This is a genomic window from Candidatus Palauibacter irciniicola, from assembly GCF_965208695.1.
GTDB lineage: Bacteria > Gemmatimonadota > Gemmatimonadetes > Palauibacterales > Palauibacteraceae > Palauibacter > Palauibacter irciniicola.
This window is the reverse complement of sequence record NZ_OZ242352.1, coordinates 3,029,060-3,049,760: the sequence shown is the minus strand read 5'-3', so window position 1 is coordinate 3,049,760 and position 20,701 is coordinate 3,029,060. Positions and strand designations below refer to the sequence as shown.

Here is a 20,701-nt window from a genome sequence, read left to right as displayed (position 1 = left end):
CTCGATCGTGCGGCGTGCTCACGGGGGCGTGACCCCCCTCCGAACATCGGCTAGTGTGCTTCATGATGCTCCGCCACCGCGTGTCGCCAGCCGTGGGGTTGTCGGCGCTGACGTCGCTCCTGGCCTGCAACCCCGGCGCCGAGCCGTCCGACGCCCGGGCCACTCTGGCCATCGAGCGGGTCTCGGTCATCCCGATGGACGGCGAGCGCGTGCTCACCGGCGTGACGGTGCTCATCGGCGACGGCCGCGTGCTTGCCGTGCAGCCGTCGGCCGAAGCGGAGGTCCCCGACGGCGCCGTGCGGGTCGACGGCCGCGGCCGCTTCCTCATCCCGGGCCTCAACGACATGCACGTCCACTTCGGCGAGGAGTCGGCGCTCGGGCGGTTCCTGGCCACCGGAGTCACCGGCGTGCGCATCCTGTCGGGCGGGCCACACACGCTCGCCCTTCGCGACCGCGTCCGGAGCGGCGAACGGGCCGGCCCGGACATCCACACGGCGGGGCCCATCATCGAGGGGTTGCCGCCGCCGGAATTCGCCGCCGTCATCGACACCGCGGGACGCGCGATGGTCCGCGACAGCCTCGACGGCGACCGCACCGTGCGGGAGCAGCATGCCGCCGGGTACGACTTCATCAAGGTGTACAACAACGTGCCCGCGGCGGCCTACAGGGGGATCGTAGCCGAGGCGCGTCGCCTCGGGATCCGGGTGGCGGGGCACGTGCCCTTCGGGGTGGGCCTCGATGGCGTCCTCGCGGCGGGCCAGGCCAGCATCGAACACCTGCGCGGGTATATCTGGCACCTCGTGCCCGAGGAGGCGCCGGCCCAGCCCGGCCCCGACCTGCGATCGCGCACGCTCGCCTGGGCGTACGGAGACCCCTCGCGGATCGAGGCGCTCGCCGAGCGGACCCGCGAGGCCGGCTCGTGGAACGTGCCGACGCTCTCGGTCCGCATGATCCACAAGCCGGACCGCCTTCTCGATGCCTACCTCGCCACGGAGGAGGCGTCGCACATGACCGCCGCCATGCGCCGCTTCTACACCGAGCGCATGTCGATCCCGTGGATGAGCAACTTCACGCCGGACGACTTCGAAGCCGCGCTGGATGGTTTCGGGGTGGCGGATTCCCTGATCCGCGCCCTCGTGGCCGCCGGCGCTCCCGTGATGGCCGGTACGGACACGCCGCCCCTCGGCTTCGCCCTCCACCGCGAACTGGAGGAACTCGTCGCCGCGGGTCTGTCACCGTACGAGTCGCTGCGGAGCGCCACGGTCAACCCGGCCCGCTTCCTCGGACGGGAGGAGGGCGCCGGCATGGTGGTCGAGGGGAGCCCGGCCGACCTCGTGCTGCTGGAGGGCAATCCGCTGGAAGCGATCGGAAACACGCGCCGCATCGCCGGCGTCGCGAGGCGCGGCGAATGGCTGGACCGCGCGACACTGGACGCCATGCTGCGGGAGGCCGCGGACCGCTGAACGCACTTGCAGCGCGGCGCGGCGATCGGTGAGGTTGGCCGTGAGATCCGGGTGCGCCGCCGGCTGCGGCGAGACCCCGTTGGACCGGATCCGGGCCATCGCAACGAGGAATTGAACATCCGCTACCGCACGCTTCCGGCGCTCTGCGCCCTTCTCTTGCTGCCGCAACCCGCCGCCGGTCAGGAAGCCGTACGCAGGGTCTCGCTCGCGGCGGCCCTCGAGGCGTTTGCGGACAACAGCCTCGCGCTCAGGATCGCGCGCTCCGAGGCCGCCGAGATCGCGGGATCGGCGCGCCAGTCCCGTGCCTGGTTCAACCCGTCGCTCTCGGCCAGGCGCGACGATCTCGACCGCAATGGCGACGAGTACTGGGAGGAGAATCTCCTCCTCTTTCAGCCCCTGGAGTGGCCGGGACGAACCGCGGCCCGCTACCGCGCGGCCGCCCACACGATCGAAGCGAGCACCGCCCGTTTCCGCGGCGACTCGACCCGGTTCGCCTTCGAGGTTCGCGAGGCCTGGGCGCTCGCGTGGTTTGCGGAAGCGGCGGAACGCACGGCGCGGCAGGCCGCCGCCGTGATCCGGGAAGTGGCCGAGGACGCGGAGATCCGCCTGGAGGAGGGGGACATCTCCGCCTACGAAACGAGGCGGTTGCGACTGGAACGGGTGCGGGCCGAGCAGGGTGTGGCGGAGGCCGAACTCCGGGCCCGCGACGCGCGCCGGCGCCTCGCCGCGCTGACCTTTCCCGGGACGGGAATCGAGGAGGTCGGACCGTCCGCGGGGCTGGAAGGGCTGCCGCCCCCGGTGACTCGGGACGACGCGCTCGGCGCGATGGTCGAGCGGCCGGACCTGGAGGCCGCGGCGCGGGATCTGGACGCCGCGCAAGCCGAACTCGCCGTGGCGAGGTCCCGCTGGATGCCCGATCCGACCGTCAGCCTCGGATATCGACGGCAGGAGGGCGGATTCGAGGGACTCAGCCTGGGTCTCGATCTCCCGTTGCCGCTGTTCGACCGGGGAGGGGGAACCCGGCAGGCAGCCGACGCGAGGAGCGCGGCGGCCGCCCATCGCCTCGACCTCCGGAGACGGCTGGCGGAGAACGATCTCCTGACGACCTCGGACCGGTACGCCTCCAGTCGCGCCCGTCTCGAAGCCGCGGCCGATGGCCTGTCGGCGGATGCCGAGGCGTTGCTGGCCTCCGCGACGGCGGCCTACGGCGAGAACGAAATGTCGCTCCTGGAGTTGCTCGACGCGGCGAACGCGTTCCGGGGCGCCCGGATCAGCGCCCTGTCCATGCGATCCACGGCATGGATCGCCTACTGGGATCTCCTGCGCGCGATGGGACGGGCCCCGGAACGGGAGCCGTGAACCGGAACCCTTTACTACGTTGAGGAAGCCCCGATGGTCACGCCCAGCACGTCCCGCAGCAGCCACCAGGCGCCGACGGCGAGGATCGCGGCGGGGATGACGAAACGGAGCCAGTAGTAGAGCCAGAGGGTGGGCACGCGCCGCCCGCGGGGCCCATTCTCGCCCGCCGCCAGTTGTCGCAGCACCTCGGAGCGGTCCAGAGCCCACCCCACGGCGACGACCGAGAGCAGCGCGCCGAGGGTCTGGAAACCCGATCCGAAGGTCAGATCCCACGGCGTGAACACGTTCATGTTGATCATCGGGGGCAGCGCGAACGCGAATACGACCACGGTCGTCAGGGTGACGGCGCGCGAGCGGGGGATCCCGGTGTTGTCGGTGACTCCGGCCACCAGTACCTCCAGCGCCGCCACGTCCGACAGGTAGGCGCCCCCGAACAGCGCCAGGAAGAAGAGCGTCCCGAACACGGCCCCGGCCGGAATCTGTCCGAACACTTCGGGCAGCGTGACGAAGAGGAGACCGGGACCGCTCGCCGGTTCGAGTCCGAACGCGAACACGGCGGGGAAGATGACGAGCCCCGCCAGGAGTCCGGCGCAGAGGTCGCCGCCCGCGGTGAAGACCGCGTTGCCGCGCAGGGGGTCGTTGCGGTTCAGGTAGGAGCCGTACACGACCATGAACGTTCCGCCGAGCGACAGGCTGAAGATCGCCTGGCCCAGCGCCCCGAGCATGACGGGCGGCGTGAGCGCGCCGGGATCGAAGGCGCCGAGGTACCAGCGGAGACCCTCTCCCGCCCCGGGAAGCGTGAGCGAGCGGGCGATGAGGATGACGAGTCCCGCGAGGAGCGCCGGAACGATGAGGCGGCTCGCCTTCTCGATCCCGCCCCGGAGGCCGCGCCGCAGCACCGCGGCGCAGGTGAGGAGGACCACGCCGGTGCAGGCGCACTGCAGGAGGAAGGAACGGAGGGAGAACCCCTCGTCCGGCGGCAGGATCGCGGCGGCGTCGATCTCGACCCCGATGCCGGCGAGCAGCCCGGCCAGGGCGTGGTACAGCACCCAGCCGAGCGCGTTCGAGTAGTAGCCGGTGGCGGCGGTGACGCCGACGAAGAAGACCCAGCCGAGGGCGCGGCCGAAGGGGAGGCCGGCCGATTCGAACGCGCCGACCGGGCCGCGGCGGGTGTGCCGGCCCAGGGTCCATTCCGCCATGAGCGCGGGAACGCCGATCAGCACCACGGCCAGCACGTAGAAGGCCACGAAGGGCGCCCCGCCGAACTCACCGACCATGTACGGGAAGCGCCACACGTTCCCGAGACCGACGGCGACGCCGATCATCGTGGCCACGAGCCCGAAGCGGGAGCCGAACGTCTCGCGTCTGTCTCGTTCCATCCCCGGCCTCTAGCTTGGCGGGTCGCATGTGGCCGCCGGCAACCGGCGCCCCGGTCGGCTCGCCCCTCGCTGACGGGCGAAACCTTGGGGCAGGGGCCGGCCGAGAGAAAGGGACGCCAGCGTGAAAGCTCCCTGGTTCCGCCGCTATCTGCTGCCGGGGCTCGTCTTCCAGTCGGCCGTCATCGCCGGCGGATACGGCACGGGGCGGGAGAACGTCGAGTTCTTCCTCTCCATCGGCCCCACGCCCGGCCTGTGGGCGATGGCGCTCTCGACCGCCATCTGGAGCGCGGTGTGCGCCGTCACGTTCGAACTCGCGCGGCAGTCCCGCAGCTACGAGTACCGCAACTTCTTCAAGCGGCTGCTCGGTCCGTCCTGGGTCCTGTTCGAGGTCACGTACGTGCTGCTGACGCTCCTCGTACTGGCCGTCATCGGGGCGGCGGCGGGCACGATTGCGAACGAGACGTTCGGCCTCCCGTACGCGCTGGGCGTCATCGTGGCGTTGGGGGCGGTCGCGCTGCTCCTCTTCTACGGCAGCGTGGCGATCGAGCGCTTCTTCGCCGGCTGGTCATTCGCGCTCTACGCAGTGTTCGTAGCGCTCGTCGTGTGGTCGCTGGTGCGCTTCGGGTCCACGCTGGGCCCGAGCTTTGCCGCCAGCAGCCTCGACAGCGACTGGCTCGTGAAGGGGGTCCAGTACGGCGGCTACAACCTCTCGGCGGCCGCCGTGGCGCTGTTCACCGTGCGCCACATCCGGACCCGCAAGCAGGCCGTGTGGGCCGGCCTGCTCGCCGGCGTCATCGGGATGCTGCCGGCCTTCTTCTTCTACCTCGCGATGGTGCCGCACTACCCCGCGATCGTCGACGCGGCCAACCCCTCGAACTTCATCCTCGAAGCGCTCGGGTCGACGACGTTCCAGGTCGCGTACGCGATCATCCTCTTCGGCACCCTGATCGAGACCGGGACGGGGATGATCCACGCGGTGAACGAGCGGCTCGCCGTCACGCGGCGCGAGCGGGGCGCGGGAATGCCGAGCTGGGCGAGGCCGGTGGTCGCGGCGGTCTTCCTCGGGGTCGCGCTGTCCCTCACGCCTCTCGGCCTCATCGACCTCATCCGGCAGGGGTACGGGACGATCACCTGGGGGTTCATCGTCTACTACGTCCTGCCCGTCCTCACCATCGGCGCGTGGCTCGCGTTCCGTAAGCGGGGAGCAACGGGAACCGGCGGGACATCCGAAGGAAGCGAGGGGACGTGAACACTCGAGCCATTCTCATCGGCCTCGTACTCGGGCTGGGGCTCGGGGTCGCCGCCTCCGCCACCGGGTCGCCGGCGCTCATGCGGGCGGCCGAGGCCGCCGCGCCGCTCGGACAGGTCTTCCTGCGCGCGATCCAGATGGTCGTGATCCCGCTCGTGGCCGCGGTCGTGTTCGTCGGCGTGGGGCGGATCGGGAACCTGCGCAAACTGGGGCGGATCGGCGGCCTCTCCGTCGGCTTCTTCTGGGTCACGACGCTGCCGGCGATCCTCATCGGGATGGGCGTGATGGGTCTCGCGCTCACCTTCACGGCGCCGGTGCCGCCCCCGACTCCGACGACGGAACTGAACACGGCGAACCCGGGCGTGATCGACTTCCTCGTGAACCTCGTGCCGAGGAACCCGATACAGGCGGCGGCGGACGGATCGCTGCTCTCGATCCTCATCTTCACCGTCCTTCTCGCGGCGGCCACGACGACGCTGCCGGCCGGGAAGCGGGAGACGCTCACGTCCTTCGCGGAGTCGGTGGGCGATGCCCTCATCAAGCTGATGAACTGGGTTCTGTGGACGGCGCCCGTGGGCGTGTTCGGCCTCGCGGCGCCGGTGGTGGCGCGCACGGGGCTGGCACTGCTCCAGAACCTCGCCGTCTTCATCCTGGCGGTCGTCGTGGGCCTCTTCATCCTGAAGGGTCTCATCCTTCTTCCGATCGTCCGCTTCGTGGGCGGCATGCGGGCGGGGCGCTTCATCCGCGGCACGGTGGGGACGTACACGGTGGGCTTCACCACGACGACGTCGGTGGGCACGCTGCCGATGATGCTGCAGGAGGCGGAGAAGCTCGGGCTCCGGCAGGACCGCTACCGGCTCATCCTGCCGCTGGCGGCCTCGATCAACCGGCCGGGGAGCGCCCTCTTCCAGAGCGCCTCGCTGGTCTTCCTCGCCGCGATGTACGGGGTCCCGCTCGATGCGGGGCTGATCGCGGCGGCGGTCCTCGCGATCTTCCTCGCCGCCATGACGGTGGCGCCGGTACCGAGCGCGAGCATCGTGTCGATGGTGCCCGCGCTCGACGTGGTGGGGGTGCCGCTGGCCGGACTCGGGATCCTGCTCGGGATCGACCGCGTGCCCGATGTCTTCCGCTCGGCGACGAACGTCATCGGCCACATGGCCGCCGCCACGACCGTCGATGCGATGACGCAGAACGATGAAGAGGTGGACGAAGGGACGGAGGACGGATGACGAGACTCCCCGCCGCGGGTCCGCTGCCGCGGCCCCGGGACCCGGAAGAGGGACGCGAGACGCTGCGCGCGGAGGCGATCCCGGCGGCGGACGTCCAGCGCGTCCGGCTGCGGGCACTGGAGTTCACGTCGCTGTGCCCGAAGACGGGCCAGCCGGACTTCGGGCGGGTGACGATCGACTACGAGCCGCGCGACCGCTGCCTGGAGTCGAAGGCGCTCAAGTTCTACCTGTGGTCCTTCCGGGACGAGGGCGAGTTCTGCGAGACGCTCGCGGCCCGGATCGCCGACGACGTGGTCTACGCCGTGGCGCCGCGCCGGGTGCGCGTCGAGGTGGAACAGAACGTGCGCGGCGGCATCGAAATCGTCGCGACGGCGGAGCGCGGGGAGGCTGCCGCCGACTGAAGCTTCCGCCCTCTCCGCGAGCTAGGGCGCCCGGCGGATCGCGCGGCCGGGGCGGGCGCCGGTCGGCTCGCCGGCGGACCAGGTCTCCACGCCGCCGAGCCACACGCTCTCCACGCCCTCCGCCTGCCGGGTCCCGTTGTCGAACGTCGACCGGTCCACCACGCGCTCCGGGTCGAAGATCACGAGGTCCGCCCGGGCCCCGGCGCGCAGCACGCCCCGGTCGTCCAGCCCGAGCCGCCGCGCCGGCATCGAGGTCGCGCGCCGCACCGCCCGCTCCAGCGTCAGGATGCCGCGCTCCCGCACGTAGTGGCCCAGCACGCGCGGGAAGGTGCCCGCCCCGCGCGGGTGCGCGCTCCGCACCCCGCCGTCGCTCGACGTCATCACCCACTCCGAGGCCATGAACGCGTCGACGTCCCCCTCGTTCATCGTGTGGCCGATGAGCCCCGAGCCCCCGTTCTCCATGATCCACATGTAGGCCTCGACCTCCGTCATCCCCCTGCGCCGGGCGATCTCGTCGAGCCGCAGTCCGTTCAGTTCGGGCTCGGACCAGAAGGCGACGATCTGCAGCCGGTTCCCGCCGCCCGCCGCGGCGATCCCCTTCGCCACGGAATCGGGGTTCGAGAACATCCTCGAACGGACGACGATCGCGAGCCCGGATTGCCAGGCCTGGTAGGGGTACTGGTCCGCCGTCACGTCGAGCCCCGCCTCGTTGGCCCGCCGGATCCGCTCCAGCACCTCGGGCGCCCTTCCCCACACGGAGGCGTTGCCCGCCTTGATGTGCGAGATCTGCACGGGGAGGCCCGCTTCGCGCCCGATGCGGATGGCCTCGTCGACCGCCTCCAGGAGCCCCTCCTCCTCGTCGCGCATGTGGGTCATGTAGAAACCGCCGTGGCCGGCGGAGGCCCGCGCGAGGGCGATCAACTCCCCCGTGGAGGAATAGAAGCCGGGGTCGTACTCGAGGCCGCTCGAGAGGCCGAACGCGCCCTCGGTCATCCCGCGCTCGACGCGCACCGTCATGTCCGCGATCTCGGCGTCGGTGGCGGTGCGCCGAAAATCCTCATCCATCACGAGACTGCGCACGGTCCCGTGTCCGACGAGCGTCGCGACATCCACCGTGGGCCGGAGTTCGTCGATGCGCCCGAGGTAGTCGGAGATCGGCCACGGCGAGGAGCCGTCCGCCCCGACCACGATCGTCGTGATCCCCTGCGCGAGCTGGGTCGTGGCCAGCGGGAAGTCGAACAGGCGGGTCGTGGAGTGGTTGTGGATGTCGATGAAGCCCGGGGCGAGGACGAGACCCGTGAGGTCGCGCCGTTCCGCATCGGGCGGAGCCTCGATGGAGCCCGGGGCGCCGAGCGCCGCGATGGTTCCGCCCTCGATGAGCAGGTCGCCGACGTAGCCGGGCGCCCCCGTCCCGTCGACGAGCGTCGCGTTCGTGAACAGGACGGTGGCCGGTTCTTCCGTCGCGCCCACGGCCGCCTGCGCGGCGACCCGTTCCGGAGCGCCGGCGCCGACCGCGATCCCCGGGATCAGCACCGACAGGAGGCGGACGCTGCGCCCGCCGTGGCGTGCGCGTTTCGTTCGTTCGGACATATCGCGTTACTTTCGTGTTTCCGTGACGATCAACCCGTGACGATGTACCCGGGCGCGGTCCCCATGATTGGACCGGCTCGGACGTCGGCAGGTTCCAATAGAGGGACAACGATGAAAAGATACGCACGTCTTCCGCTTTCGTCCGCCGCCCTGCTCCTGGCGCTGGCGCCGGCGACGCTGGCGGGACAGGCCGAGGGCCAGGCCGCCGACACGCCGCTCAGCATCGGCGTCATCGATCTGGACGCCGCCGCGTTCGGCTCGCCGGCGGGTCAGGCGCTCGCGCAGCAACTGACGGACTTCCAGCAGGAACTCGCCGCCGAGCTACAGGTGCGCCAGGAGGCAGTGCGCGCGATCGAGCTACGCGTGGCCGAGGCCGACAGCCTGACGGTCGATGAGCAGCGGGTGCTCGAACGCGAGTATCAGGACGCGCTGACGGCCTTCCAGCGCTACCAGCAGGACAAGCAGGAGGAAGCCACCGCGCTGCAGAACGACGGACGCGAGCGGATCCGCGCGGAACTCGCGCCGGTGATCGAGGCGATCCAGGCGGAGCTGGGGTACGACCTGATCCTGAACGCGACGAGCCCCATCATCATCCTGTTCAGCGAACGCGTCGACATCACCCCCCTCGTCATCGACCGCCTCGCCGCGGAGCCCCCCGGCGGTTCATAACCCGCGTCCGGCCTGCGACGCCGGGTGGGCCTCGCCGGTCAGCCCTCGGGACGCAGCATGCCCAGCAGGTCGGCCCGTGCGGGCACGTCGCCGCTCTCAAGGAAGGGGCGGACGTCCGCCTCGACCGCTTTCCACTCCACGCCCGCAACCCTCGCCGCGACGGCCTGGCGCCACGTGTCCTCCGTGAGCGCCGGCGCAGCGGGGTCCGTCTGGCGGCGGGCCGCGTTCAGGAGATCCAGGTTCGGGTGTGGCCACGCGGGATCGCTCAGGTACCAGACGAGATCGTAGATGTCCCTCCCCTTCAGCCACGGTCGGTGGAGCACGGCGTGCAGCTTGCCGGCCAGCAGCGACGCCCGGTCGTGGTGATGGATCCGCAGTGACACGTGTCGCCGTACAAGGCGCGTCTCGGTCACGGCGCCCGCGGGCGGGCGGGTGTCGGCCTCGAGCTTGATCCGGAGCGTTTCGTCGCGGTGGCTCGACAGGCCGAGCTCGTGGGGGAGTCCCTTGAAACGGAACCATCCGGCGTGGACGGCGCCGTCATCGCGCAGCGAAGCCGTCGCGCCGTAGCCCTCTCGCCGGAACTGCGCCGTGATGGATGTCAGCCAGCGGCGCGGATCGTAGCGCTCGCGCGGCCCCTCGAGGGCGAAGTCGAGATCCTCGGAGTATCTCGGCAGCCTGTAAAGGAAGCGCAGCGCCGTCCCGCCCTGGAACGCCAGCGGCGACATGGCGCCGGCCCTCTGCAGACCCTCCAGGATTCGAGCCTGCAGGTACTCCCGCATCGCGTTGCGTCCGGCGTGCGGATCGAGACCCCGGATCAACTCCCGGAGATGGTCCTTCACGGGACGGGCAGAGGTTCGTACGCCGAAGCGGGATCGCTCGCGCGGCGGATGACGTGGGCCGCCGCGCGGGCCAGCTTCGGACTCCCGGTGGCGGCCGCCGCCGCTCGCAGGTGCGCGGGCGAGAGTTCCTCGAAGTCCAGACGCAACTCGTCGATCCAGGCCGGGGCATCGCCGCCCGGCTGCAGATGCGCCAAATCGAGGAAGGCCTTCTCGGGGCGGGCGACGAACGCGCTCTGTCCGTCGACCAGACCCACGAGTCGATAGCCCGTTCGCAGCGCCGGCTTGACGTAGCGGAACGAGAACCGCCCCAGCGGCGTCTCCCTCACGTGGGGACGCGCGGGACCGCAGCTGGTGACCTCCGGGACGTATTCCGGGATCGCGTTCGCGAAGGCGAGCGCCGACAGCCCGCTCACGTACGAGCCGGGCGAGAGCCGGTTGGCGACGAGGAAGGGATGCGGCTTCACCTTCCGGTACGGAGGCGCCAGCGCGAACAACCCGCGCCGGAGCCGCAGCAGCTTGCCGGCGGCGCACCAACGGCTGAGCTGCGCCTCCAGACCGGGCTCCGGAGCCCGCCCGCTGCGGAGGAACCCGGTCTCGAACACGGGCTCATCCGCGACGATTTCCAGCAGTTCTGCAAACTTCATGCAGTAAATGTGCGGTAATCAGCAAGTACACGCAATGAATATGACTGTCCCGCAACCCGGCCTGGAAGCCGGAAGAAGGAGTCGTCTACCGGGGGAGGGGGCGGGTCAGCTTGATGAAGAGCAGGTTCCGGACCCGGCCGCCGCCTACGCGCATCGCCGGGACGGAGCCGTCCGGCGCGCGTTCGAAGCGCACCTCGCGCATGAACCAGCGGTCCGTGGCGAATTCGTCGCGGGCGCGCGGCTCGAGGGCGATGTCGCCGTGCCGTATGTGGCGCGCGACCAGTCCTTCGTCCGTCGCCTCCAGGTGATATAGCGCGTCGACTTCAGGGCTGTAGTAGCTGCCCGCGTACGCGGCCAGCGTCGCCCGGTCGGGGGTCGGCAACGGGACGGAATCGGCGGCCGGAGACGGCGCATCCTCTTCCTCCTCCGGAGCCGCCTCGGGGAAGACCTCGGCGAGGACGACTTCCGCCACCTGCCGCGCCCGGCCGCCCGGGTTGCCGTTGGCGACGTTCGTGAGGACGACGACCCCGACGTTCGCCTCGGGATACCAAATCGCCTGCGTCCGGAACCCCGCGTCGGCGCCCCCGTGCCCCACCGTGCGCAGGCCCCGGTGGTCGCCGATGCTGAGGCCGTGCGCGTAGGGGATCGTATCGCCGCTGTTCAGGACCCCGCGCCTCGTCATCATCTCCATCACCTCCGGCCCGCCGACCGTCTCGTGCCGGAAGTTGTCGAGCCAGCGGGCGAGGTCGTCCGCCGTCGTGAAGAGGCTCGTCGCCCCCGCGTTCGCGTAGCTGAGAACCGCCTTCGTGTACTCCGCGCCGTCTTCGTCCCTGGGCGCGGGCCGGTAGGAGTAGGCGCGACCGGGAACGATGTGCTCATGGTCATCGTGGAAGTGGGTTCGGTCCATGCCGAGCGGCCGGAAGATCCTCGCGGCGGTGAACTCGGGGAAGGACATCCCGCTGACCGCCGCCGCCGTCTGCCCCAGGAGCGTGTAGCCCATGTTGGAGTAGAGGTACTCCGAGCCGGGCACGAAGTTGAGTTCCCGCTGGCGCGACATGAGGCCGAGGATCTGCTCGGTCGTGATCACGTCGTCGAGGCGCCAGCCGGAGATCCCGAGAAGCTGCCACTGGTCCCGGATCCCGCTCGTGTGGTGGATCATCTGGCGGACGGTGACCGGGTGCTCGAACTCGGGGACGAACCCGAGGTGCGCCTGCACGCGGTCGTCCAGCGAGAGCGCCCCCTCGGCCGCGAGCATCGTCACCGCCATGGCCGTGAACTGCTTCGACACGGAGGCAACGTGGAAGACCGTACTGGGGGTGACGGGGACGCCATGCTCGATCTGCGCGTAGCCGTAGCCGCGCGAGTGAATGATCTCGCCGTCGCGGATGACCGAGACGGCGGCGCCCGGCGAGCCCGGGCGGTCCAGGTCGGCGAACACGGCGTCGATCCCGCGCGCGAGGTCGGAAGACGGAGCCGGATCTCCGGCGCCTCCGCACCCGGCGAGCAGGGCGACGGCGACGAGCGGGAGGAAGGCGGCGGGGGCTACCGGACGCATGCGGGTGGCCGTGCGATCAGGGATCGTGGAGTTCGACCAGCATCTCGATCTCGACCGACTGGTCGCGCGGAAGCGACGCCATCCCCACGGCCGCGCGGGCGTGCTTCGAGATCGCGGGGCCGAACACCTGCTCCATGAGGTCGGAGCAGCCGTTGATGACCTGCGAGTGCTGCGTGAAGTCGGGAGGCGTGTTCACCATCCCGAATACGCGCACGATGCGCTTCACGCGGGAGAGGTCGCCGATTTCCCGCGCGAGCGACGCGAGGAGGCAGACGCCGACCCAGCGGGCGATCTCGTAGCCTTCCTCGACGGTGTGATCGAGACCGACCTTCCCCGTGTTGCTCTCGTCGAGGCCGCCGCAGGGACCGTGACCGGCGAGGAAGACGAGATTCCCGGTCGTCACGGCCTTCACGAAGTTGGCGGTCGGCGCATCCGGAGTCGGGAGTTCGATCCCGAGTTCCGCGAGGCGCTCTTCCGGAGTCTGGGCGGCGGCTCCGCTGGCCAGGGGCAGGAGGACGAGGAATCCCGCGAGCACGCCGACGACGGGGCGCGGCGCGTGCCCGGATCGCGACGAGGGCGAAGTCATGCGGTCCCCGCCGGATCGCGCCGCCGGGAGACGATCGCCTCGGGGGTCTCGCCGGTGCGGATCGCTTCGGCCGCGATGTCCACAGCCTCGAAGATCTTCGTATAGCCCGTGCAGCGGCAGAGATTGCCGGAGAGCGCCCGCGCGACGTCCTCGCGAGCGGGGTCCGGATCGCGGGCCAGCAGTCCGTGGGCCGAGCAGAGGATGCCCGGTGTGCAGAAGCCGCATTGCGCCCCTCCCGTGAGATCGAAGGCGTCCTGGAGCGGGTGGGGGCCGGACGCGTCCGCGAGCCCTTCGACGGTCGTGATCTCGTGACCCGTGGCCTCGTGCACCGGCATGATGCAGGAGAGCACCGCCTCGCCATCGCGGAGCACCGTGCACGCCCCGCAGTCCCCCTTGTCGCACCCCTGCTTCGATCCGGTGAGGCCCAGCGCGTAGCGGAGGGTCTCGAGGAGGGTGTAGTGGGACGGTACTCCGACCCGGCGCCGGTCTCCGTTTACCCGCAGTTCCACCACCTTGTGCATGATGACCAAGTTGTTCGGGGCGCTCACGGGCGGCAACCGAAATCGGGCGGCCGGCGAGGTTCGCGAGCGAGGTCCGGGTGCGCATCGTGTGACGAAAGCCCCATGTTCAACCGTCTGGAGAGAGTCCGCCCGTGTATACCGCCACATGAGGGAACGCACGATGCATCGCCCGCTTCGACGAACTCTGCTTTCGCTCCTGCTCTCCGCTTCGGGAGTGTACGCGCTCGCCCCCGAAGCCGCGTGGGCGCAGGAGGTCCCGGTGGACCGATGGCTGGTCACGGGCGCGGAGCACGTAGCGGGCGACCACCCGCTTCCCGTGGCCGGGCCGGACCGGTTCCCGGACCGGAACCTCGAAACCGCCGCGGGCACGTGGTCGCTCTTTCGCCGCGACGGACAGGCGACGCTGGATTTCTCGGAGTTCTCGGAAGGCGGACAGGCGACGCTCGCCCACGTGTACCTGAAGTCACCGGCGGACGCGAGCGTGCGGCTCGAACTGGGCGTCGAGCCCTGCACGCGGATCGAGGCGTGGCTGAACGCGCAGTCCATCGCGGACTCCGGAACCGCGCACGAAGTGCGGCTGGCGGCGGGTTGGAACACGCTCCTCGTCGTGCTCGACGGCGAACCCGGATGTGAGCGCACCCTCTCCGCGCGGCTCTCCCCGGACACGGGTCCGAACGTGCGGGCGCGCCGCGACGACCGCTCCGGCGACCGGTTGACCGTGCAGGCCTCCCGACCTCCCGGCGTGCGGCCGGCCTGGCCCGCGGGCGTCGTGACGGTCTCCACCCCCCGCATCGCGGGGCTCGCCTGGCGCCCGGACGACGACGATCTGCAGGCCGCCATCCGCTACGAACTCGCGAGCTGGGGTCGCGAATTCGCAGCCGGCATGGACGGCGCCGGCGCTCCGGGGATCCAGCGTCCGCCGGTCGGATTCCGGAACCCCTTCGACCTTCCCCCCCGGAGCGGCGGCGCCCCGGGCGAAGCGGGCGAGGCGGGTGAGGGAGATGACGAGACCGGTCCCACCGACCCGGAGGGAATGCGGGCGCGGATGGTCGCGCAGCTGCTGGGCCGGCCGGAGCCCCGCGCCCCGGCGCCGAGACAGGGCTCCGCGGAGCTGCGTCTCGCGGACGAGTCGTTCGTCGCCGCGTCCAGCGACCTCGAGCCGGGCGTGCCCGTCTCCTTCGAGGGCGTTCTCCCCTTCCGGAAGCTCCGTGAGGCCGCGCTGCGCGACGACGGCATGAAGGGCGAGTTCCGATGGGACGGTGGAGACGGAGAGGGCGAGGGGCGCATGCCGGCGGCGCCGGTGCTGAGGGCGCTCCACGGCGCGCTGGATCTGGCGCTCGAGGCCGGGACGGACGGCGTGTGGCGCGGCAGGTTGCGGGTTCCGGACGTCCTCGCCGGCTTCACGCTCCGAGGTGAGGAGGGATCGTGGACCGTCGACGGATCCACGGCGGAGGACCGCCTGCTGTGCGACCCGTGCGAGCGCGGCCGCCGGCTGGAAGTCGAGTTCCGCGGGACCGCCGGCACCGATTCGCAGCCGCCGCGGGCGCGCATCGAGGGCCTCGGGTTCCCGGACCTGCCCGAAACCGGCGCGCCCTCGGCGGTCGAGTTGCTGCGGGCGCTGGAAGGGGATAACCGCCGTTACCGCGCTCTCATCGAGCGTCCGTCGCCGGATCCTCCCCTTCCGTCGGCTCAGTCGGTTCGGCCGAATCGACCGTCGGCGCGGGCTCCGTCGTCGGCGGGGCGATGACGGGCTCCGAGGGGGGTTTGGGGCCGAACGTCGGACGCGAGGAATCCGTGGACCAGGGATCGATGAACTCCTGAGCCGGATCCACCTCATCGCGCGGCGTGGGCGGCTCCTGTTCCTCGACGACCGGCTCCGCAACCGCTTCGGGGGCGTCTTCTTCGTCCCCTGTCTCGTCCGCGTCGGCGGTGGACGCTCCGGCGGCCGCGGCGGTTCCGGCCGCAGTGGCGGTCGCGGTTCCGGCGATCGTCGCGCGGCTCGCGGTCGGCGGTTTCGGAGGGGCGGGCGGCGACTTCCACTGCGTCTCCCGCCCGGCGGCCTCGAGTTCGCGCTGGATCTCGTTCATCCCCTTCCGGAACTCGCGGATCCCCTTGCCGATAGTGCGGGTGATCTCCGGGAGGCGGCGGGGCCCGAACACGATGAGCACGAGCATCGCAATGAGGAGGATCTCGCCGATTCCGAACCCGGTCATATTCATGACGGTGCGATCAACCGGCCGTCCGGGGCGAACTCAGGGCGTCAGCGCCTGCAGCACGTCCTCGCCATAGAACATGCCGATGTACCGCGCCTGCACCGGCGTGACCCGGCGGACGGCCCAGATCAACTCGACGTGGTTGGGTTCGCGGGGTTCCACCGGGAGCGAGAACCCGCATTCGGCCAGCAGACGGTCCGCCTTCTTCAGGTTGCACTTGCTGCAGGCCGTGACCACGTTCGACCACCCGTTGTCTCCGCCACGCGAGATCGGAGTCACGTGATCGCGGGTGAGCGACTCGCGATATCCCAGCTCCCGCCGGTGACGGCCGCAGTACTGACAGCGATAGGCGTCGCGCGCGAACAGGAAGGTGTTCGTGACCTGGCGGCGGAAACGGCGGGGGATCTGGATGAACCGGACGAGGCGGATGACGACGGGCGTATCCATCCGTACGCGCTCGGATCGGATGGGACGTGCCGAATCCACCTCCAGCGCGTCGGCCTTCCGGTCGATGAGCAGGCGAACGGCGCGCCGGACCGGAATGATCGTCAACGGCTCGTATGAAGCGTTCAGGGCCAGACAGCCCATGAGCGACCCCCCATTGGATGCGGTGCGGAAAACAAGCAATCCGGCTGCGACGTGTCAAGCGAAGGCCCCCGCGTGACGGCGCCGCGGGAGGCGGGCTCCGGCGGCGTGTGCGAGGTCGCCGTCGCGCGGACGTTCCTCGGCACGCTCGCGTACTCGATCCCCGCCTCGCTCGTCGGCGCCGTGGAGCCGGGCATGCGCGTTCGCGTCCCGCTCGGCGGCGGGACGGCGGTCGGCATCGTGGACCGCCTCGGGCTGAGGGCCGACCGGGGACGTAAACCGCGATTGCGGGAGCTGCGTGGCGTGCTCGACGAAGCGCCGCTGATCGACCCGCCTCTCCTCGATCTCTGCCGCTGGATCTCGGACTACTACGTGGCGCCCCTCGGCGTGGTCCTGAGAGCGGCCCTCCCCCCGGGGGCGCTCGGGTCCCGGGCCGGCGGGGGCGGGAGTCCCGGAAGACCGCGCACCGAACGCGTGCTGCGGCTCGTGCGCGAACTGCGAACGCTGAGCGAACGCGACCTCGCCTTCGGGCGGGCCAGGCGGCAGCGCGAGTTGTACGAGACGCTCGAATCGGTCGGCGGGCAGGCGAGCGTCGGGCACCTGGTGAAGCAACTCGGCTTCAGCCGGGGCGTGCTCGACGGACTCGTGGAGCGGCGGCTGGCGGAGTTCTTCGAGCGCGAGGTGGAGCGGGATCCGTTCGCCGGCCCCGTCGAGCCGGAGGCCCGGTTCACGCTGACGCCGGACCAGGCTCGCGTCGTGGGCGACCTCGAGCGCCTCGACGCGCCGGGGCGCGTCGCGCTCCTGCGCGGCGTGACGGGCTCGGGCAAGACCGCCGTCTACCTCGAGGTGCTGGAGCGTCAACTCGCACTGGGCCGCTCCGGCATCGTCCTCGTGCCCGAGATCGCGCTCACCCCCCAGACGGTGCAGCGCTTCCGGGCCCGCTTCGGCGACGAGGTCACGGTGCTGCATTCGGGGCTCTCGACCGGGGAACGTTTCGACGCCTGGCGAAGCCTCCGCGAGGGAAGGAAGCGGATCGCGATCGGCCCGCGGTCGGCCGTGTTCGCGCCGGTCCGGAATCTGGGCGCGATCATCGTCGACGAAGAGCACGAGAGCAGCTACAAGCAGTCGGACGTCCCGCGCTACCACGCCCGTTCCGTCGCGATCCTGCGCGCGCGCCTGGAAGGGGCTCTGTGTGTGCTCGGGTCCGCGACGCCGGCCCTCGAGAGCTGGGAGAATGCGCGGACCGGGCGCTACCGCCTGCTCGAACTCGACGAACGGGTGACGGGCCACGGGCTCCCTGCGGTGGAACTCGTCGACCTGCGCGCCGATGCCGGCGAGGGTCCGGGGGGGGACGCGGAGGACCCCCCTCCGGGCGGCGGACCGCGAGTCTTCTCCAAACGGTTGCGGGAGGCGATCGCCACGCGTCTGGAACGGGGCGAGCAGACGATCCTCTTCCTCAACCGCCGCGGATACGCCTCCTTCGCGGAGTGCGCGGCCTGCGGTCACGTGTGGAGTTGCGACGCCTGTTCCGTGACCCTGACGTATCATCGCCGGCGCAGGCAACTCGTGTGTCATCACTGCGGCGCGACGAGCCCGCCACCGTCCGGGTGCGGCGAGTGCGGCGGCCCGGCGCCGCGCTACGCCGGCATCGGCACCGAACAGGTCGAACGCCGCGTGGGCGAGCTTTTTCCCGAAGCCGGCATCGCCCGCATGGACCTCGACACCACGGGCTCCAAGTGGGCGCACGTCGAGATCCTGGAGGCGTTCCGCAGACAGGAGGTCGACATCCTGCTCGGCACGCAGATGATCGCCAAGGGCCTCGACTTCCCGCAGGTCACGCTCGTGGGAGTGATCAACGCGGATGTCGGTCTCCATCTTCCGGACTTCCGCGCCAGCGAACGCACCTTCCAACTCCTGGAGCAGGTCGCCGGACGTGCGGGGAGGGGCGAGGAGCCGGGCGAGGTGCTCGTCCAGACCTCGCGCCCGCGGCACTACGCGCTCGCCGCGGCCGCGGAGCACGACTATGTCGGTTTCGCGGACCGGGAACTCGGGGACCGGGAGGAACCCGGCTATCCGCCGCACCGCCGGCTCGCGAACCTCGTCATCTCCGGGAAGACGGAGTCCCGCGTGATCGACGTCGCCGAAGAACTGTCCGAGTGGACGCGGCGGCTGATTCGAGATCGCCGTCTCGCCGGGATCGAGGTCATCGGACCGGCCCCCTGCCCGATCGACCGACTCCGCGAGCGGTGGAGGTGGCACTTCCTGATCAAGGCGGAGCGCGCCGCGACGCTCGGCGGCGTCCTGCGCTTTCTCGGAGAGGAGCGAGGCCAGCCCGGTTCGGGCCTCCGCCTCGAGATCGACCGCGATCCCGAGGCGCTGCTGTGACGGGGCCATCGAGCTTCCCGCTTCGCTTGTTGGGAGGATCGCGCTCCGTCAGGTTGTGCCTCGGGTTCCAGCCCGTTGTCCGTCGGTGCGAAGCGAGGGAGAGGGAATGAGTCGTCACGTTCGGGGCCGTCCGTTTTACCGCGGGCCGTGGGTCGTCATGGCGATCGGGATCGCGGCGGCGGCCTGCGGGAGGCCATCGCTGCCTCCGATCGCTTCGGCCGAGGCGGCGGCCGCGTTCGAGGCGTGCCGCGAGTTGGCGTGGGAGGAGAAGCAGGGGTGCTATGAAGCACGGCTTCTCGACGAGCTCGGCGCGGCCGGGGCGGGCGCGGCGCTGGAGATGCTCGAGTCGCTGGCCGCCGCGGACAGGACAGCTCAGGCACAGGCCCACGTCCTCACTCATGCGATCGGCATCAACGCCTACGGGCCCGGAGAGACCTTCACCGATGTCTTCGAGGAGTGCACGGAGGTCTTCCAGTCCGGGTGCTACCACGGCGTCGTCCAGGCCTATTTCATCGCGATGGGCGAACCGAACGCGGAGATGGTCGCCGGGCTCTGCGCGCCCTATGAAGCGGACCCCGCCGACCGCTGGCTGCTCTTCCAGTGCCTGCACGGGCTCGGACACGGTCTCACGATGTACTACGGCCACCACCTTCTCATGGCGCTCGAGGGCTGCGACCTGCTGACGACCGGATGGAACCGGAACTCCTGCTACGGCGGGGCGTTCATGGAGAACGTGGTCAACGCGGTCGCGCCTCATCATCCGGCCGCCGAACTGGTGTCCGACGGGACCGCCGCGGAGGACGGAGCGGGCGAAGGGGCCGAGGCCCCGGACCACGGCGCGGGCGCGCACGTCCACGGGGCGATGGCGATGGCGGACGTCGTCGAACCCTTCGAGCCGCTGCGCGCCGACGACCCGCACTATCCCTGCTCGATTCTGGACGAGAAGTACCTGACCTCCTGTTACCAGATGCAGACTTCCGCCATGCTCTGGCACAACGACGGGGACATCGGGGACGCGGCCGCCGCCTGTGTCGATGCGCCCGACGCCTGGCGAGACGACTGCTTCGTGAGCCTCGGCCGCGACATCAGCGGCCGCACGCTGCAGGACGAGGACGATGCGCGCCGCGAGTGCCGGAAGTCGCCGGAGGAGTACCGCGAGTGGTGCTACGTGGGCGTCGTCAGAAACTTCGTGGACGTCACCGCGACGACCGAAGCCGGATTCTCCTTCTGCCACACCATCGAAGACCGGGCCAAGCGCCAGTGTCACGAAGCGATGGGAGAGGCGCTGTACTCGCTCTACGCGGACGAAGCCGCGCGGCGCGAGGCGTGCGAGGCCTCGGAAACGGAGGAACTCGCGCTCGCCTGTCGGCGCGGCGCCCTGGTGACTGGCTAGTTATTCCCGCTGCCTCTCGCCGCGCGCATGAAGCGTCGCAGCCGCTCTTCGTCGAGGCGTCCGTCCGTTCTCACCCCCGAGCAGACATCCACGCCGAAGGGACGGACCGCGCCCAGGGCCGCGGCCAGGTTGCCCGGCCTGAGGCCGCCCGCGAGGTAGACGGGGCAGCCGGCCCGCTCGACGATGGCGCGGCTGTGGCTCCAGTCGTGGACGCGACCCGTGCCCCCGAGTTGCCGCACGGGGAGGTCCGGGTTGCCCGAGTCGAGCAGGACCGCGTCGACGAGCGGCGCCACCGCGACGGCCTCCTCCACCGAGTGCTCTCCCCGGACGTGGACGACCTGAACGAGCGAGACGCCCGGCAGCCGGCGGCGCAGGCTGCGGAGCGCGTCGGGCGCGAGCCGGTCCACGAGCTGGAGCGTGTCGGCCCGGGTCCGGCGCTGCTGGGCCTCGATCTCCTCGGGGTCCGTCCGCGACGTGAGCAGGAACGTCGCGACGCCGCGCGGGGCCGCGGCCACGATGCGGCGGATCGTGGCCTCGTCGATGACCCCCGGCCCGCTCGGCATCGCCGAAACGAGCCCGATCGCCGTCGCCCCGCAGCGGGCGGCGAGCGCGGCCTCCTCGCGGCTCTCGATGCAGCAGAT

General features: G+C 71.0%; 19 protein-coding genes. 9 read left to right on the top strand and 10 right to left on the bottom strand.

Annotated features, from left to right (window positions below):
- Positions 1-62 precede the first annotated feature (62 nt).
- Together ACOGI9_RS13230 and ACOGI9_RS13225 are read left to right on the top strand one after the other, a co-directional pair.
- The gene (locus tag ACOGI9_RS13230; RefSeq protein ID WP_419857581.1) at positions 63-1,463 is read left to right on the top strand and encodes an amidohydrolase family protein; all 1,401 of its coding nucleotides are present in this window, start codon (positions 63-65) and stop codon (positions 1,461-1,463) included.
- 111 nt (positions 1,464-1,574) lie between these two features.
- Complete coding sequence (locus ACOGI9_RS13225) at positions 1,575-2,822, top strand: TolC family protein (RefSeq protein ID WP_419857580.1); 1,248 nt, start codon at positions 1,575-1,577, stop codon at positions 2,820-2,822.
- Positions 2,823-2,836: 14 nt separating this feature from the next.
- Here the strand turns inward: ACOGI9_RS13225 and ACOGI9_RS13220 are convergent, their stop codons facing one another.
- The gene (locus ACOGI9_RS13220) at positions 2,837-4,201 is read right to left on the bottom strand and encodes a sodium-dependent transporter (protein ID WP_419857579.1); all 1,365 of its coding nucleotides are present in this window, start codon (positions 4,199-4,201) and stop codon (positions 2,837-2,839) included.
- A gap of 121 nt (positions 4,202-4,322) precedes the next feature.
- On the opposite strand from ACOGI9_RS13220, the gene ACOGI9_RS13215 reads away from it, so the two are divergent.
- The 3 genes from ACOGI9_RS13215 to queF are packed head-to-tail and all read left to right on the top strand — an operon-like array spanning position 4,323 to position 7,080.
- Entirely contained in the window at positions 4,323-5,450 is a 1,128-nt protein-coding gene (locus ACOGI9_RS13215) for a hypothetical protein (protein ID WP_419857578.1), read from the top strand.
- Positions 5,447-6,679, top strand: coding sequence for a dicarboxylate/amino acid:cation symporter (locus ACOGI9_RS13210; RefSeq protein ID WP_419857577.1), 1,233 nt, complete (start codon positions 5,447-5,449; stop codon positions 6,677-6,679). Before ACOGI9_RS13215 ends, ACOGI9_RS13210 begins: the two co-directional genes overlap by 4 nt.
- A complete protein-coding gene (queF, locus tag ACOGI9_RS13205; protein ID WP_419857576.1) occupies positions 6,676-7,080 on the top strand; it encodes a preQ(1) synthase in 405 nt (134 codons plus the stop codon). Before ACOGI9_RS13210 ends, queF begins: the two co-directional genes overlap by 4 nt.
- Positions 7,081-7,101: 21 nt before the next feature.
- On the opposite strand, the gene ACOGI9_RS13200 is transcribed toward queF, so the two are convergent.
- Positions 7,102-8,670, bottom strand: a complete 1,569-nt coding sequence (locus ACOGI9_RS13200) for an N-acyl-D-amino-acid deacylase family protein (protein WP_419857575.1) — start codon at positions 8,668-8,670, stop codon at positions 7,102-7,104.
- 111 nt (positions 8,671-8,781) lie between these two features.
- Between ACOGI9_RS13200 and ACOGI9_RS13195 the strand changes: the two genes are divergently transcribed.
- A complete protein-coding gene (locus ACOGI9_RS13195) occupies positions 8,782-9,339 on the top strand; it encodes an OmpH family outer membrane protein (protein ID WP_419857574.1) in 558 nt (185 codons plus the stop codon).
- Positions 9,340-9,377: 38 nt separating this feature from the next.
- On the opposite strand, the gene ACOGI9_RS13190 is transcribed toward ACOGI9_RS13195, so the two are convergent.
- From ACOGI9_RS13190 to ACOGI9_RS13170, 5 genes are all read right to left on the bottom strand, one after another.
- Positions 9,378-10,178: a nucleotidyl transferase AbiEii/AbiGii toxin family protein gene (locus ACOGI9_RS13190; RefSeq protein WP_419857573.1), complete on the bottom strand. Its 801-nt coding sequence runs from the start codon at positions 10,176-10,178 to the stop codon at positions 9,378-9,380.
- Positions 10,175-10,822, bottom strand: a complete 648-nt coding sequence (locus ACOGI9_RS13185; protein WP_419857572.1) for a type IV toxin-antitoxin system AbiEi family antitoxin domain-containing protein — start codon at positions 10,820-10,822, stop codon at positions 10,175-10,177. Before ACOGI9_RS13185 ends, ACOGI9_RS13190 begins: the two co-directional genes overlap by 4 nt.
- A gap of 85 nt (positions 10,823-10,907) precedes the next feature.
- Positions 10,908-12,377: a serine hydrolase domain-containing protein gene (locus tag ACOGI9_RS13180; RefSeq protein ID WP_419857571.1), complete on the bottom strand. Its 1,470-nt coding sequence runs from the start codon at positions 12,375-12,377 to the stop codon at positions 10,908-10,910.
- A gap of 16 nt (positions 12,378-12,393) precedes the next feature.
- Entirely contained in the window at positions 12,394-12,963 is a 570-nt protein-coding gene (locus tag ACOGI9_RS13175; protein ID WP_419857570.1) for a RidA family protein, read from the bottom strand.
- The gene (locus ACOGI9_RS13170) at positions 12,960-13,511 is read right to left on the bottom strand and encodes a (2Fe-2S)-binding protein (protein ID WP_419857569.1); all 552 of its coding nucleotides are present in this window, start codon (positions 13,509-13,511) and stop codon (positions 12,960-12,962) included. The genes ACOGI9_RS13175 and ACOGI9_RS13170 overlap by 4 nt, the downstream gene beginning before the upstream one ends.
- 118 nt (positions 13,512-13,629) lie before the next feature.
- Here ACOGI9_RS13170 and ACOGI9_RS13165 point away from each other — a divergent pair, with 118 nt between their 5' ends.
- Positions 13,630-15,231: a hypothetical protein gene (locus tag ACOGI9_RS13165; protein ID WP_419857568.1), complete on the top strand. Its 1,602-nt coding sequence runs from the start codon at positions 13,630-13,632 to the stop codon at positions 15,229-15,231.
- Here the strand turns inward: ACOGI9_RS13165 and tatA are convergent.
- On the bottom strand, positions 15,134-15,703 hold the full coding sequence (tatA, locus tag ACOGI9_RS13160) for a twin-arginine translocase TatA/TatE family subunit (protein ID WP_419857567.1): 570 nt from the start codon (positions 15,701-15,703) through the stop codon (positions 15,134-15,136). The two genes, ACOGI9_RS13165 and tatA, sit on opposite strands and share 98 nt — an antisense overlap.
- Positions 15,704-15,736: 33 nt before the next feature.
- Positions 15,737-16,249 carry an HNH endonuclease gene (locus ACOGI9_RS13155; RefSeq protein WP_419857566.1) on the bottom strand — a complete coding sequence of 171 codons (513 nt, stop codon included), beginning with the start codon at positions 16,247-16,249 and terminating at the stop codon, positions 15,737-15,739.
- A gap of 108 nt (positions 16,250-16,357) precedes the next feature.
- Between ACOGI9_RS13155 and priA the strand changes: the two genes are divergently transcribed.
- Both priA and ACOGI9_RS13145 read left to right on the top strand, forming a co-directional pair.
- Positions 16,358-18,667, top strand: coding sequence for a replication restart helicase PriA (gene priA / locus ACOGI9_RS13150; protein ID WP_419857565.1), 2,310 nt, complete (start codon positions 16,358-16,360; stop codon positions 18,665-18,667).
- Positions 18,668-18,773: 106 nt separating this feature from the next.
- A complete protein-coding gene (locus ACOGI9_RS13145) occupies positions 18,774-20,060 on the top strand; it encodes a hypothetical protein (RefSeq protein WP_419857564.1) in 1,287 nt (428 codons plus the stop codon).
- Here ACOGI9_RS13145 and ACOGI9_RS13140 read toward each other — a convergent pair.
- Positions 20,057-20,701, bottom strand: a complete 645-nt coding sequence (locus ACOGI9_RS13140) for a phosphoribosylanthranilate isomerase (protein WP_419859299.1) — start codon at positions 20,699-20,701, stop codon at positions 20,057-20,059. The genes ACOGI9_RS13145 and ACOGI9_RS13140 overlap by 4 nt on opposite strands.